Source organism: Ochrobactrum sp. BTU1 (assembly GCA_018798825.1).
GTDB lineage: Bacteria > Pseudomonadota > Alphaproteobacteria > Rhizobiales > Rhizobiaceae > Brucella.
This window is the reverse complement of sequence record CP076357.1, coordinates 655500-670771: the sequence shown is the minus strand read 5'-3', so window position 1 is coordinate 670771 and position 15272 is coordinate 655500. Positions and strand designations below refer to the sequence as shown.

The window sequence follows — 15272 nt, the reverse complement described above, 5'->3', positions numbered from 1 at the left end:
AGCCGCAGGCTTCATACATGCGGGCAGCCACCAAACCGTCTAGGAAGAAAAATGTTTCCTTCATTCAGCGTTTTTTTGTCAAAAACGATTTCTGTCTGACGTTGAGAATTTTGAGCGGGACTGCGCCAATGTTCATCTTGGTTTGCAAGTGAACTCTTTCGTAACGGCACAAGCCATTACTCACATTCTGGCGAGCACACTGTTTCTCGTGCACTTCTGCGTTAATCGATTTGCGAAATTTTGCTAAGCGCTGTCGAGATGGAGCAGACAAAGCCCTGAGCGTTGTAGTTTAGTTCCACCACGCCGTCGATTTCCGCAGCCAGTACGCCCCGGATGAGTTTCGTGCCAAATCCTGCGTCTTTAGGCTTCATAACGGGTGGACCGTCTTGTTCAGTCCATGCGAAATGCAGGCGCTGTTGCTCAAGATCGACGTGCCAGTTAACGTTAACCCGGCCACCTGAAACCGAAAGAGCGCCGTATTTCGACGCATTGGTGGCCAGTTCGTGCAGTCCAAGTGAGAAGGCCATTGCCGCGCGCGATGAAACGATAACGGATGGGCCATTAACTGTGAAATTATTTGGGCCGAAAGGCAAAAGTGCCTGCTCAATAATCTCGTTTAGCTTTGCGGCCTGCCAGCCGTCGGCCGCCAGAATGTCGTGGGTTCTCGCCATCGCTGCAAGACGGGCCTCGAAGGTTTCATACGCAGCCTTATGGGTATCATTGCGAAAAGTCTGCCGTGCAAGTGCCTGGACAGTAGCCAGAACATTTTTAACGCGGTGCTTCATTTCAAGCAGGATCGCCTGTTGCAGTTCACGGGCTTTGCGCTTGTCACTTATGTCGTGTGCAGTCTTTGACGCGCCGACAATCTTCCCTTCACCGTCGCGAACGGGAGAAACAGTCAACTGCACGTCCAATCGCGTTCCGTCCTTGTGAAGACGAACAGTCTCGTGCGGAGCAACGCGAGATCCGCTCGAGATTTGCTCTATAATATCGTTTTCTTCGGTCAATCGGTCGGGCGGTAAAAGCATAGTCACTTTTTTTCCGATAACCTCTTCGGCCGTGTAACCGTAAAGTCGCTGCGCACCCTCGTTCCAACTCGAGATACGCATTTCAAGGTCGGTGCTTAAAATGGCATCATGCGACGAAGAAACGATTGCTGCCAATTGGCTTTCCAAGGCTTGCGCCCGCAACTGTTCACTCACATCAAGGATAGTCCAGACCGCGTGGGTGATCGTGCCATTAACGTCGCGTACCGGACTGGCAGAACAACTGACAGGCAATGTACGCTGGCCATCTTGGGTAAGGTTGAACACATGAACGAAACTTTCACCCGATGAAAAAAGCCGTTCAAGTGCTGCATTGTACTCGTCCATGTCCCCAGGAACCAGCAATTTGGCGAGGCCGGTCTCTAAGAGAGTTTCATGATGGAATCCTGATATCTCCGAAAGGCGCGGATTGATCTTGATGAAGCGGCCCGAGCGATCACTTAAGGCAATCCCGGCATCGGTCTGGGAGAAAACCAATTCCAGTCGCTGCTGGTTTTCCGCCAGCTGGCGTTCTGCAACGACTTTTTTAGTCGTCTCGTTCACAATGCAAAGCACTCCCATGGGCCCGTTCTCTGATACCTGGATTGGGGAGTAGGAAATGTCGAAATAGACCGTCTCGGGATAACCAAATCGCTCAATATAAAACGCTCTATTTTCCGCGGAGAATGTCTCGCCGGTCGCAATCACATTCTCAAGCAATGGGCCAAGATCGTCCCACAATTCCGACCAGTTTTCGCGGGCCGGGCGACCAAAAGCCTGTGGGTGTTTGTTGCCAATTGTTGGGCTGTAGGCGTCATTATAGAGCGCTATGAACTCAGGCCCCCAGAAAATGACGATCTGGGCATGAGCAGGAAGTATCAGGTCAAGCGTTGAGCGCAATTCTGGCGACCATTGTTCAACTGGGCCGAGAGGGCTTGTGGTCCAGTCCATGGTTTCCATCAATTCTTTGCAGGTTACAGATCGAGTGATGTCTTTGTTCTCGGGCGTCGATGCTTCCAATGTCGAACTCAATGAAGCAGCCTTCAAATTATCCTTCTCGCTCACCTGTTTCTCCCCAAAGTAAATAAATCATAATGAATAAGACACAGCGATAATTGATGCAAAGCTGTGACGTCATTGAGCTCGATATAGACTAGCTTGATTTTTGTGGACCGCAACTGCATGAAGAGGCCGTGGAATGAAAATGGGTTCGACGGGCCATCCTCTAGTCTGCTTCCTTACATCGCTATTGCGTCCCTTTTTCCGTCAAGGCGCGTTGCGCATTCCGGTTGATGTCCGAAAAATACCTCGACATCGCAAATTTCTCAGCAAAATCAACGTCTTCCTGTGTAATGACCGGAACCGGATCAGACAGGATAGCACGCAAAGTCTCCGGCGAAACATCATCGTTTTCAAGTGCAGCTTCCAGCGCGCCGCGCGTTTCTCGCTCAGCCCGCAAAAGTGAAGCCAGAGCGAGGATCAGCCTGTCTTTGCTGTCGATATTTTGCATTGTAACCGTCCCGATACGAGAATTGGTACAAAACGCCTGTGGCCCGATTTCGTTCCCAAAGAGCTGAAAATGGTCGGTTTGGTGCGGTAGACGCCATACGCAGTGCCTTGCCATTGGAACAGATTGTTGTTTTGGGCATCAAGCGCCCACGCGGCCCTTTTGTTCAGCAGAAATGGCCGAGTTCTGGAACCATCACGCGGTATAAAGGTTAAATCGAAACTTCCCCGTCACATCGAGGAGTTTAAAATGGGAGCGCTTTTTATCTGGATTGTGTTGCTTGGGCTTCCCTTGTTGGTCGCGTGTGGGTTCCTATACGCCCGGTATCTCGGCAAAACACGCAATATGTCCTCTCATGAAGACGGAGCTTGAATGATGTCGCCTCGTGCAAACTGGAAAGGCCAGCTAAAAGTCGATCAGCTCTTATGCCCCGTTGCGCTTTTCACCGCGGTTTCAACTTCAGACCGAGTGTCCTTTCACCTGGTCAATCGCAAGACCGGGAACAGACTGAACCGTGAGTTCGTGGATAGTGACACCGGGAAGCCTGTGCCACGTGATGAGCAAATCAAGGGATACGAAGTATCCTCAGGAAACTATGTCAGCTTCGATGATGAAGAGATTGCGACGGCACTTCCTGAGAACGATAAAACGCTGAATGTGCTCAATTTCGTAAAATGCGATGCGATTGACGATATTTATCTGGATCGTCCCTATTATCTCGCTCCCACCGACGACGACGAGGCTTTCGCGCTAATCCGCGAGGGTATGCGTACAGAAAAGGTTGCAGCTGTCGCCGAAGCAGTCCTTTTCCGGCGGGCAAGAAAGTTACTGATCCGTCCATATGACGATGGGCTTGTCGCAACCACACTCAACTTCGATTACGAAGTGCGGTCCGCGCGGGACGCATTTTCAGATCTCGGAACCTTCAAGTTTGATAAGGAAATGCTTGAACTTGCTGGCCACATTATAAAGACGAAACTAGGAGAATTTGACCCCGGCACCTTCGATGATCGCTACGATGCTGCCCTGGCAGAACTTATTAAGGCTAAGATGGCAGGTAAACCGTTCAAGAAACCTGCCGAGCCAAAATCAGCTACTGTTATTGATCTTAAGGAGGCACTGCGCAAGAGCGCTGGCCTTAAGAGTGGAAATGAGAAGTCGCGATCAACCTCCAAGAAATCCACGACAAAAAAGGCAAGCTGAGAATCTGGCTAGTCACTTTAATCTATTTCAACCTTAGAATTTTCCTCACAACGTGGAGCCTCTTTTGGGAGCCTGGTCCGTCTAACGGGCAATTGCGCGCCCAATTATCCTTTGGTTTCTTTTGCAAGGCTCTTACGCAAAGCATCCATTATATTGACCACCTTGCCATCGCTTTTAGGGGAGGCGTCCTCCTTCTTTGTAGAAGGAACGTTTTTCTTTTTCTTCTTTTTGTTGGCGATCATCCGCTTGAGGTTTTTTTGAACCGGGTCCTGCAAAACATCGCCGTTCCATTCCTCGGTATTGGCCTTAATTAATTTCCGGACCATTGAAAACATTTTCTTTTCCGGATCCTTGTCTTCGATCTTAGCGAAGTATTCCTGCTTATCTCGAACTTCATCGCCATATCGAAGTGTCCAGAGCACAATGCCACGCTCACGCGGTTCTAATAATACAGCACGTTCACGCCGATACATAACCAAGCGCGCGACGCCATAGACGGCTGATTGGTGCATGGCTTCACGAATAACCGCGAAAGCTTCGGCACCAATTTTGTCGGCGGGAGTGAGGAAATGCGGTTTATCATACCAAATCCACCCGATACGGTCCTGGGGCACGAATTTATCGATATCAATGGTTTTCGTACTCTCGAGCGCCACCTGCTCCAACTCATCATCATCGAGAATAATATATCCGCCCTCAGCCTTCTCATAGCCTTTAGCCTGATCCTCGTCGCGCACGGGCTTTTTTGTGACCTGATCAATGTAACGGCTTATCACACGATTGCCGGTTTTCTCGTTCAAGGTGTGAAATCGAACTCTCTCACTCTCGCTCGTTGCTGGCCGCAGTTCGACGGCACAAGTCACCAACGACAGCTTGAGATAGCCTTTCCAAAAAGCATTCGGCACAACCTTGCTCCTTCTCACTCGCCAAGTGAACTCATAAAACGGGGCTTGGTTCCGCATTTCGATGACTCTGAGGAACCTCCAACGCCTCTCGAGAGTTAGTGGCGACAGTCTGAGCGCAGCTGCCTTGGTGAGGTGAAATTTGTTAGAGAGAACTTCTCCGCCGTCGGAGCACGAAGAAATGTTATCGCTGGGCGAACTGGTCTATGTGAGTGACGAAGAACCTGGCATTCGACGCCTGAAAAGAGGCAAGGGGTTTCAATATTTAAACGCAAAAGGTGCAGCTCTCTCGTTTGAAGACAAGGAGCGTATCGCAAAAATAGTCATCCCACCCGCATGGAAGGATGTTTGGATTTGTCAAAATCCAAGAGGTCATATTCAGGCGACGGGGCGCGACGTTAGGGGTCGAAAGCAATATCGCTATCACGCGGATTGGACCCTTTTGCAGGGAAACTCAAAATTCGCAAATCTTGCCGGTTTTGCAAGCGGTCTCAGTGATTTGCGTCGACGAGTAGATAAGGATATGCGGCGACGCGCATTTAGCCGCGACAAGGTCATTGCAACCGTCATTTGGTTGATGGATCGGCTATTGCTGCGCGTTGGAAATATCGACTATGCGCGTAACAATAAAAGCTTTGGAGTGACCACTTTGCGCAACCGCCATCTTCGAGAAGAAAGCGGTGAGTTGCGTCTTATATTCAAAGGGAAATCCGGCAAGGACTGGAATTTGAAAATCTCAGATAGAAGGATTTCGAAGATCATTCGTTCCTTGCAAGAACTGCCCGGACAACAGTTATTTCAATACCTTGACGAGGCTGGACAGCGTCACGCAATATCATCGCAAGACATCAACGCATATTTGCGCAATGCAACCCACGCGGAGTTTACCTCCAAGCATTTCAGAACATGGGCTGCCACATCCTCTGCCTTTAAAGGATTGATCGCTTTGGAGCGACCGTCGACGACCGCGGCACGCAAAAAGATGCTTAACTGTGAGATCGACAAAATCGCGCAGCAACTTTGCAATACCAGAGCGGTCTGCCGAAGCTCTTATATTCATCCCTTGGTTCTAAAACAGTGGGAAGACGATCTTTTGCATGACGAGGCTGAGCTTGCATCAAAGCAGCGTCTCGTTGCACCCCTGCTAGACGAAGGTGAACGCATCACGTTGAAATGGCTCCTTCATGTGGGAACCAGTCAGTAAAAACTGTTATGAAGGCTGCTGCCAAAAAAAGGGAACTGATTAGCTCTCTGCTTTGAATTTTTTGGCTTCCTCAAGGAGTACCTTGCGATCACGACCATGTTTTTCGATCATATCTTTTGCTTGCAGGGGCGAAAGGTCGGTATTTTCCGCCAGAAACTTGATATCTTCATCCTGGGTGAGTGGATCGGTGCTTTTAGAATTCATGCTCTTCATTCCCCTGCAGTTGGGTCTGACTTCACGTTGCGGGATAAAATTCAACACTTGTGTCTCGGCGCTTTACCATTAGACGGGCAAACACATCTGAAGACTAACTTACTGTCACAAAAATAGTTCCAATAGTCGTCATTGGGACGGTCAGGAATGGGTTTTCCTTTAAAAAAACTCATCTGAAAGCAAAGACATCGGCATCTGGGTCGTCCTTGCCTGCAAGCATCGAAGCAATAATCTCTGAGGCTATTTTGCTGAATGTGATCCCGTTTCCGCCATATCCCATTGCTGCATAGACGTTAGCATGACCTGGTACCGCTCCGATCATCGGTGTTCCGAGCTTCGTTGAACCGAAAGCTGCCGACCAGCTGTAATCGGGGTTTCCCATGTCAAATCCCAGCAAAGATCCGACTTTTTTTGCAATCGTTGAACTCTTCTGAGAGCGCTTTTTCTCATCTTCGAATGCGTCGTCTGACGGTTCATCTTCGCCACCTGCAATAATCCTGCCATCGGGACCGCTACGGAAATAGAGATAGGGATCGGAGGCTTCCCAGACCAGGTAGTCCCGCAGCCATTCCGGCGCCTTGGCGGCCTGTCGGCTGGCGATCGCCCAGGTTGATATAATCTGGTGTTCTTTATTGGCCAGCGATTTTAGGAACTCGTAACCGGTGCAAAACACCACATGCGAGGTACTGAGGACGTTTCCCATGGAAGTTGCGAGCGCAACCTTGTGATTGATCTCGACAAAGTCGGTAATCTCAGTGTCCGAGATAATCTCAACGCCCTGCTTTTCGCAAACCCGCAAAATCCCCGCTGCCAGTTGAGCGGGATTGGCTGAAGCAGAAATATTGCTTTTTATTGCGGCCTCTCGATCAACGCCAAATCTGCGCATAAGCGCAGTACGATCAAGCAGTGTAGCATCAAGACCGATAGCCTTTCGCGCTTCCACTTCAGAAATCAATGCTCGCGACCCGTAGTCGTCGCCTGCAAGGTAAAGGGCTTTCTTGGGTTGCATACTACAGGAAATATCAAGATTTTTGACGAGCTCTATAAGCCCTTTGACGCCGGCGGCAGATCGGAGCCAAACCCGCTCTGCATCTTCAGCCTTGATCATTTTCTTTAACTTATAAAGCGGAACGTCGATCTCGTGCTGAAGCATGGCTGTGCTTGCGATCGTGCTTCCAAGCACAGGCTTTTGGCGATCGATTACGGCAATTGTTCGCTTCCCATCGATTAACGCATGGGCGACGAGGGCGCCGCTGATGCCCCCACCAACCACAACCACATCGTAATGTCGGCGTGTAGGATAGCGCTTCGAACGCACGCTAATATTCGGGGTTTTTTGCCAGTAAGGGAAAGCTTCTCTCAGTTTTCTTTTTTCAGTAACAGAGGCGTGTTTCAAATGACTTCCCTTTCGCGCTGAACCTGCCCTTTTGAAGAACGCGAGGATGCGAAAATAGTTCAATCACGGTAATCAGGTCACGCTTGCAAGAGCGAGTGCGACGTCGCTTTGGTTGGATATGGCCAATCACTTTGTGCGTGGTGGGCTAATCATTGATCTATCGGAATGGGAGAAGATTGATCACAGCGCCGCCCTTGAGTGAGGCTCAAGCCACTACAAGGGACTTGAATTGCTTTAGGTTGATCAGATTCAGCGGTTGCGCTTGATATCTGTCCACTTTCGGTCAGCTTCCGCCTGTGCTTCTTGTTGAGATCTATAGCCCTGTCGTCGCCATACCACTCGTCGGTTTACCACTACCTCCGCAACAAAGGTGCCGTTTCGCCTTGTATATACTCTAGTTCCTTCCACCATTTCTTCCATCCACTCTCCCTCCAAGGTTGGTCATACAAGTTTTGAAAAATGCCAAACATGAATCGTTCGTACAAGTGCTAGCTAAGGGGCGATCACAGACTTCGCTTATCCAGCAGGTGTTTTAAATTCGCATCGCCAGAATGCATCAAGGCAGATGACAAATGATGTTATTCAGCGGCGCGTGGCTGAACCTCACGGCAAAGCCGCTCAGGAGGTATCTATAAAGGTCGAGAGCCCGGCTGCAGAGCTTGAAGAGGCTCGCAGCAATGCGAGCGCCGGTCGAGACCGCTGTATCGGGCACTATGGGAAAACAAAACTTTTCAGACTTGGCAGTTGCCGCCCAACAACTGGAAACGCTAACAGGCGGTGACTTGCAGCTCTCGAAAGCGCCTATTGGCGGCATAACGCTTACCAAGTCGGCAGCGAAACTGCTCTAGTCTGCTTCTCTAAGGTAATATGCTAACAGCTTCTTGATCCTCGGCGCGAGATACGCCGACGGTGCATTGCCGGGAATGCCGAAGAGCAACCTATTGGAATTGGTAACGCCGCCGAGCTGGCCGGCTGAGGTCGCTCGTGGAATTAGTCGGCTCAGTTACTGGTTCGAAGCCTTTGACGCCATACTGACGAAGTGAGGCAAGCGCTGCAAATGGCTTCACCATTTTAAAGAAAGAATTATCGCGTTGTCTTGCCCACGTGTATTTAGCCCCACTTTAACTGCGTGAACGCAATTAAAGTGGGGGAGGGCATGATCTAAATGAGATCGGAATGTTTAGTAGTGGACGGAGAGAGTGTCCAGCAATGGGGATTTTGGCGGCGTAAACTTTGTCAGATCGATGCCTTCGACCGCAGCCTTGTACTCTTCAGGACTTGGCGTGCGGCCAAGGATTGCTGAAAGCACAACGACCGGTGTTGACGCGAGAAGGGATTCCCCCTTCTTCTCTGCTGTATCTTCAACAACGCGACCCTGGAAGAGTCGTGTCGACGTCGCAAGTACAGTGTCGCCCCTTTCGGCCTTTTCCTGGTTCCCCATGCAAAGATTGCAACCCGGCCGTTCTAGATAGAGAATGTTCTCATAAACTGTGCGTGCTGCATTCTTTGGCATCTGATCGTCGAATTCGAAGCCGGAGTAGCGCTGCAATATTTCCCAATCGCCTTCCTCTTTGAGTTCGTCGATAATGTTATAGGTCGGAGCTGCAACAACCAATGGTGCGTTGAACTCGACTTTGCCTTCGGCCTTTTCGATGTTTCGGAGCATCTGGGCGACAATTTTCATATCGCCTTTGTGCACCATGCAAGAGCCAACAAAACCAAGGTCAACTTTCTTCGTTCCGCCATAATAGGATACCGGGCGAATGGTATCGTGGGTATAGCGCTTTGAAACATCGGCATTATTAACGTCCGGATCCGCGATCATCGGTTCGTCAATCAGGTCGAGGTCTACGACGACTTCAGCGAAATATTTCGCATCATTGTCTGGCGCCAAAGCCGGCTTTTTGCCCGAGCGGATTTCATCAATGCGCGCATTCGCCTTGGAGATCAGTCCCTGCAACGTGTGAGCCGCGTTCTCCATCCCCTTATCGATCATGATCTGAATGCGGGATTTTGCAATTTCCAGCGACTCGATAAGTGTTTCATCTTCAGAGATGCAGATAGAGGCCTTTGCCTTCATCTCTGCCGTCCAGTCAGTGAAGGTAAACGCCTGGTCCGCTAGCAGTGTCCCGATGTGGACTTCGATAATGCGACCCTGGAAGACATTGTCGCCACACTGCTTAAGCATCTGAGCCTGCGTCGCATGAACCACATCACGGAAATCCATGTGTGGCTGCATCGAGCCCTTGAACGTGACTTTCACGGATTGCGGGATCGGCATTGTTGCTTCGCCCGTTGCCAGCGCAAGGGCCACCGTTCCGGAATCTGCGCCGAAAGCCACGCCCTTTGACATGCGTGTATGGCTGTCCCCGCCGATGATGATCGCCCAGTCGTCAACGGTGATGTCGTTGAGGACTTTATGGATGACATCGGTCATGGAATGATAAACGCCCTTTGGATCGCGGGCGGTTATGAGGCCGAAATTATTCATGAAGCTCATCAACTTAGGAATATTGGCCTGCGCCTTTTTATCCCAAACGGATGCAGTGTGACAGCCAGACTGATAAGCGCCGTCGACCAGCGGTGAAATCACCGTCGCCGCCATCGCTTCAAGTTCCTGAGCGGTCATCAGGCCGGTTGTATCCTGAGAGCCAACAATATTCACTTTCACGCGTACGTCCGAACCCGCGTGCAGAACCTTGCCAGGGGTAACTCCGACCGCGTTGCGGTTGAATATCTTTTCTACGGCTGTCAGGCCTTGGCCTTCAATGGTGATTTCCTTGTTGGGTGCAAAGACCGGTGTGACCGGTATGCCAAGCGTCTGGGCCGCAAACGTCTGGAGTTTTTTGCCAAAGACGATGGCATAGGAACTGCCAGCCTTCATGAACTCCATCTTCTGGGGAGTGAATGCAGAAGCAATATCAACAAGCTCATTGCCAGCCTCATCGCGCAGCTTCTTGTTTTTGGCATCGATGCTGAGCACAGTTCCTGTATCGACCGCGTATTGCTGCTCGAGGATGGGATTTCCATCATTGTTCAGGATAGGCTTGCCATCTTCGCCGAGCTTTTTGGTCCAATTCTTCAGATTGAGCCCAATACCGCCAGTTACATCGACAGTCGTTGCAAAAATCGGCGAGATCCCGTTGGTTCCAGCGACGATCGGTGCAAAATTGACGAAAGGCACATAAGGGCTTGCCTGCTTGCCTGTCCAAAGAGCGACATTGTTAACGCCGGACATGCGCGAAGATCCGACACCCATCGTGCCTTTTTCAGCAATCATCATGACGCGCTTGTCGGGATGCTGCTTTTGCAGTGCAACGATTTCTGCCTGCGCTTCAGGCGTGATCATGCACTGTCCATGCAACTGACGATCCGAGCGCGAATGCGCCTGATTTCCTGGTGAGAGCAAGTCAGTTGAGATATCGCCTTCGGCGGCAACAAAAGTTACGACCTTGATTTCATCATCGACATCGGGAAGCTTCGTGAAAAACTCAGCCTTCGCGTAGCTTTCGAGCACGTCTTTTGCGATCAAGTTTCCAGCCTGAAATGCGTCACGAAGACGGAACATATCTGCGTCGTAGAGGAATACCTGGGTTTTAAGGATTTCACCGGCCGCCTGAGCCATAGCGTCGCCATCGCTCAGTGCGATGTCAAGAAGCACTTCAATGGAGGGGCCGCCCTTCATATGCGAGAGCAGTTCCAGTGCAAATTGTGGCGATATCTCTTCAACAACTGATGCGCCCTGGATGATCTTCTTCAAGAAGGCTGCCTTGACGCCTGCGGCGCTCGTGGTGCCCGGCAAGGTGTTGTATATGAAGAATTTCAAAGCTTCTGAACGAAGTGCGTTTCCAGTATCTTCGATCAAAGTAATGATTTCAGCAATGAGCCCGCCGTCGTCAATTGGCTTGGGGGCAAGGCCCTGAGGTTCTCTGCTTTTGATCTCAGCCAGGTAATCTTGATAAAGGGTCATCGCTATCTCAATGTTGGTTTAACTGACGACGAGGGTTCACGCCAGCCAAGTGTCTCGCAAAAGTACTGGTTTCATAGAGGTTTCAATTATTGCAATCAAGTCTGCTGTTGCATCAAGCGCCGGTTAGCTAACATCGGTCTTGCTGACTGAAAAAACCTCTACTGCGCTTACGGATTTTGAAGTTTGACCGGCTTTCGCCCAAGGTTGTTGTCGTGACGACGACGTTTGATTGACAAATATTATCTTGTCTTTCAGGTTTGGGGTGGTCGGGCTTTCTCTGTTTTTTGAACGAGGACACGCATGCAAACCTCAAGACCGAAATCAGCTTTAACCATTTTTATTCTCGCCGTCATTGCAATCGTCGGTGCATTCTCGTTAGGGTTTATCGCGCTCAACCGCGATGAACCGATTAATGCAATGTGGATCGTTATCGCCGCTGTATGCATCTACTTCATCGCCTACAGGCTATACGGCATTTTTATCCTCAATTCGGTGCTGCGGGCGGATTCGACACGCATGACACCTGCATTCAGGCATAATGACGGGCTCGATTATGTCCCCACCGATAAGCATATTCTTTATGGACACCATTTCGCGGCAATTGCTGGCGCGGGACCTTTGGTCGGCCCGGTTTTAGCCGCGCAAATGGGCTATCTGCCCGGAATGCTGTGGATTCTGGCGGGCTGTGTACTGGCCGGTGCCGTGCAAGACTTTATGATCCTGTTCATATCCACCCGGCGTGATGGCCGATCGCTCGGCGAGCTGGTCCGCGAAGAGATGGGAAATGTCGCAGGCGTCATTGCGCTTGTTGCCTGTTTCATGATCATGATCATCATATTGGGTGTACTTGCCATGGTCGTGGTGAAGGCGCTCGCTGAAAGCCCGTGGGGGACCTATACTGTCGGTTTCACCATCCCGCTCGCCCTTTTCATGGGGATTTATCTTCGCTACCTCCGGCCGGGTCGGGTCGGCGAAGTCTCCCTTATCGGCGTTGTTTTATTGCTTTTCGCAATCGTTTCTGGAGGCTGGATCAAAGACAGCGCCTATGCATCCTTGTTCACTTTTGAAGCGACGACGCTTACCGGAATTATCATCGTTTATGGTTTCGTTGCGGCTGTTTTGCCCGTGTGGCTGCTTTTAGCACCCCGAGACTATCTGTCGACTTTTCTGAAGATTGGCACGATTATCGCTCTGGCGGTGGGAATAGTTATTCTACGTCCAGTCCTTGAAATGCCGGCCTTAACACGTTTCACGGACGGAACTGGTCCCGTGTGGAGCGGCGACATCTTTCCATTTCTCTTCATCACCATTGCCTGCGGTGCTGTCTCGGGTTTCCACGCGCTGATATCATCGGGAACCACGCCCAAGATGTTGGCGAACGAGGACCAGAGTTGTTACATTGGCTACGGCGGCATGCTGATGGAATCCTTTGTCGCCATCATGGCCTTGATTGGCGCCTGCGTAATCAATCCTGGCATTTACTTTGCAATGAATACGCCTTTGGCCGTCCTGGCGCCGGCAGGTACACAAGACGTTCTACAATCGGCAGCCACAGTGGTCAGCAATTGGGGATTTCATATCACGCCTGAGGCGCTGCAGGCTATCGCCCAGGATGTCGGCGAAACATCGATCGTCGCCAAGGCAGGCGGTGCACCCACCCTTGCTGTAGGGATCGCGCATATTCTTCACAATGCGCTTGGCAGCTGGCTGAATATGTCATTTTGGTACCATTTTGCGATCCTGTTTGAAGCTCTGTTCATCCTAACGGCAGTCGATGCGGGGACAAGATCTGCGCGTTTTATGCTGCAAGACCTCTTGGGAATGATGAACCCAAATCTGCGCCGAACTGACAGTCTGTATGCCAATGTCCTTGCGACAGCGTTGGTTGTCTTGTGCTGGGGATATTTTGTTTATCAGGGCGCGATCGATCCAAAGGGTGGGATCTATACGTTATGGCCGCTATTTGGCATCGCAAATCAGATGCTGGCCGGGATGGCGTTGATGCTCTGTGCGGTGGTACTGGTAAAAATGAAACGCGAGCGTTACGTCTTTGTGGCTCTCCTTCCGGCGATCTGGCTGTTTATCTGCACGATGACTGCGGGTTGGCAGAAAATCTTCAGTGAGAAGATTGGTTTCTTTGCAGCCGCACGTAACGCTAAAACCCCTCACGACGCGCTCGCCAACTATATCAATGGCACGTTAACAGCATTCTTTATGATTGTTGTTATTGTGCTTGCAGTCTTTTCGGTGAAGACGGCGATGATTGCGTGGCGCAAAAAAGAGCCGAGCATTCGTGAAGTCCCATATGAGCGGCTACCAGAAAATTGGGAGGCACAGCTGGCACATCAGCATTGATGCAACGAAATTCCCGAAAGGACACATTCATGTTTGACACAATGCTACGAGCAGGAAAATGCTTATGCCAAACGGCAAGGCTGATGATCGGCGTACCAGACTATGACAATTATGTTCGACATTTTACGGAGAACCATCCTGAAACTACGCCAATGAGTTATGCTGAGTTCTTCCGGGAGCGCCAGGAAGTACGCTATGGGGGAAAAGGCGGCTTTAGATGTTGCTAAGGCTCAAATGGTCAGCCCCGATCCAGACGGGCTGGCCATGAGGCTCAAAGTCTCAGCCGGGTTTAAAAATTTGCCTGATCCTATCCGCAAGGCGTCGCGACCTATCAATTGAAAGCATCGAAATCTAGCATCGACGACCTCTGATCTTTGATGCCGGAGAATTCTTGTTCGATGCAATATCAGACACATCGACCAAAACGGACCTTTTGTCATTCGAGCCGAACGAATATGGGGTGAGGGCTCTGATCTTCACCTCACTTAAGGGATGTTTTAGTAAGACTTTCCATCGATGAGAGGGACGCGCTCGCTGCTAAGCGTGAGTTTTCCGGGTTTTGTCGGGCGATGCGGACAGATTCTACCGCCAGTCTTGTTCGTTGTTTTGTTAGCTGGGAGAACCCACATACCCAGGCCAGTAGACCGCGCCTCCAGAGGGTCTGGTTCCGAAAATGGCTTGGCCTATGCGCACCACGGTCGCACCTTCTGCAATCGCGATTTCAAAGTCGCCGCTCATCCCCATCGAAAGCCCTTTAATCTCTTTATGTATCGAAATGGCGTTATCGCGCAGGAGACGAAGGCGCCGAAAACATTCCCGGACGCGAACACGATCTGGATCGAAGACTGCAAGCGTCATGAGGCCTTGAGGCTTAAGCTGAGGATATTCGTGAAGTCGCTCGAGAAAAGGTAAAAGCTCATCTGGTTGGAGACCATACTTGCTCGGCTCTCCTGATGTATTGACCTGGATGTACACTTTAAGCGTGCGGTTGGAAGCGGTTAGTCGGCGATTGAGTTCATGCGCCAATTTCAGGCTATCGAGCGCGTGAAACTCAGATGCGAACCGGATCAGATGCTTGGCCTTATTTGATTGAAGGTGACCAATAACTGTCCAATCAATATCAAGATCGGACAGAATGTCTTGCTTTTGCAGTGCTTCCTGAATCTTGTTTTCCCCAAAAGCCCTGATACCTGCGGCAAATCCGAACCGCAAAATATGACCAGGGACAGTTTTTGTCACAGGGAGAAGCCGAACTTCCTGTGACTGGCGAGAGTTGCTTTGAGCGCACACCAGAATTCTTTCTTGCAGTTCCTGAAGATTTTCACGGAACCTAGCCGCAGGATCATTCCCAAACCGCTTGATGTCTTCATCAGTGAGACAACCATCATAAGACACTTCCATAGGAAAACTCGCTGGCAAGTCGACGTTATGCAGGCCTCACTATATCGCCTATTTGGTCCGCACTTCCCCGCCAATTTTAACTGCAATGGCAGACCA

The 15272-nt window shown here is 50.5% G+C and carries 11 protein-coding genes; 4 read left to right on the top strand and 7 right to left on the bottom strand.

What is annotated here, in order from left to right; genetic code table 11:
- Positions 1-221 precede the first annotated feature (221 nt).
- On the bottom strand, positions 222-1976 hold the full coding sequence (locus KMS41_26595) for a PAS domain S-box protein (protein QWK81879.1): 1755 nt from the start codon (positions 1974-1976) through the stop codon (positions 222-224).
- Between the two features lie 295 nt (positions 1977-2271).
- A complete protein-coding gene (locus tag KMS41_26590) occupies positions 2272-2535 on the bottom strand; it encodes a hypothetical protein (GenBank protein QWK81381.1) in 264 nt (87 codons plus the stop codon).
- Positions 2536-2907: 372 nt separating this feature from the next.
- Here KMS41_26590 and KMS41_26585 point away from each other — a divergent pair, with 372 nt between their 5' ends.
- A complete protein-coding gene (locus KMS41_26585) occupies positions 2908-3735 on the top strand; it encodes a Ku protein (protein ID QWK81878.1) in 828 nt (275 codons plus the stop codon).
- Between the two features lie 104 nt (positions 3736-3839).
- Here the strand turns inward: KMS41_26585 and KMS41_26580 are convergent, their stop codons facing one another.
- Positions 3840-4697: a Ku protein gene (locus tag KMS41_26580; protein ID QWK81380.1), complete on the bottom strand. Its 858-nt coding sequence runs from the start codon at positions 4695-4697 to the stop codon at positions 3840-3842.
- 121 nt (positions 4698-4818) lie between these two features.
- Here KMS41_26580 and KMS41_26575 point away from each other — a divergent pair, with 121 nt between their 5' ends.
- Positions 4819-5841: a DNA topoisomerase IB gene (locus KMS41_26575; protein ID QWK81379.1), complete on the top strand. Its 1023-nt coding sequence runs from the start codon at positions 4819-4821 to the stop codon at positions 5839-5841.
- A 39-nt stretch (positions 5842-5880) separates the two neighbouring features.
- Here the strand turns inward: KMS41_26575 and KMS41_26570 are convergent, their stop codons facing one another.
- The 3 genes from KMS41_26570 to KMS41_26560 form a co-directional block, all read right to left on the bottom strand.
- Positions 5881-6045 carry a hypothetical protein gene (locus tag KMS41_26570; GenBank protein ID QWK81378.1) on the bottom strand — a complete coding sequence of 55 codons (165 nt, stop codon included), beginning with the start codon at positions 6043-6045 and terminating at the stop codon, positions 5881-5883.
- Positions 6046-6223: 178 nt separating this feature from the next.
- Positions 6224-7450, bottom strand: coding sequence for an FAD-binding oxidoreductase (locus tag KMS41_26565; protein ID QWK81377.1), 1227 nt, complete (start codon positions 7448-7450; stop codon positions 6224-6226).
- A 1180-nt stretch (positions 7451-8630) separates the two neighbouring features.
- Complete coding sequence (locus KMS41_26560; protein QWK81376.1) at positions 8631-11420, bottom strand: bifunctional aconitate hydratase 2/2-methylisocitrate dehydratase; 2790 nt, start codon at positions 11418-11420, stop codon at positions 8631-8633.
- A 300-nt stretch (positions 11421-11720) separates the two neighbouring features.
- Between KMS41_26560 and KMS41_26555 the strand changes: the two genes are divergently transcribed.
- Both KMS41_26555 and KMS41_26550 read left to right on the top strand, forming a co-directional pair.
- Complete coding sequence (locus KMS41_26555) at positions 11721-13775, top strand: carbon starvation protein A (protein ID QWK81375.1); 2055 nt, start codon at positions 11721-11723, stop codon at positions 13773-13775.
- Positions 13776-13804: 29 nt separating this feature from the next.
- Positions 13805-14002 carry a YbdD/YjiX family protein gene (locus KMS41_26550; protein ID QWK81374.1) on the top strand — a complete coding sequence of 66 codons (198 nt, stop codon included), beginning with the start codon at positions 13805-13807 and terminating at the stop codon, positions 14000-14002.
- A gap of 382 nt (positions 14003-14384) precedes the next feature.
- Here KMS41_26550 and KMS41_26545 read toward each other — a convergent pair whose 3' ends face one another.
- Complete coding sequence (locus tag KMS41_26545; GenBank protein ID QWK81373.1) at positions 14385-15176, bottom strand: YggS family pyridoxal phosphate-dependent enzyme; 792 nt, start codon at positions 15174-15176, stop codon at positions 14385-14387.
- Positions 15177-15272 lie beyond the last annotated feature (96 nt).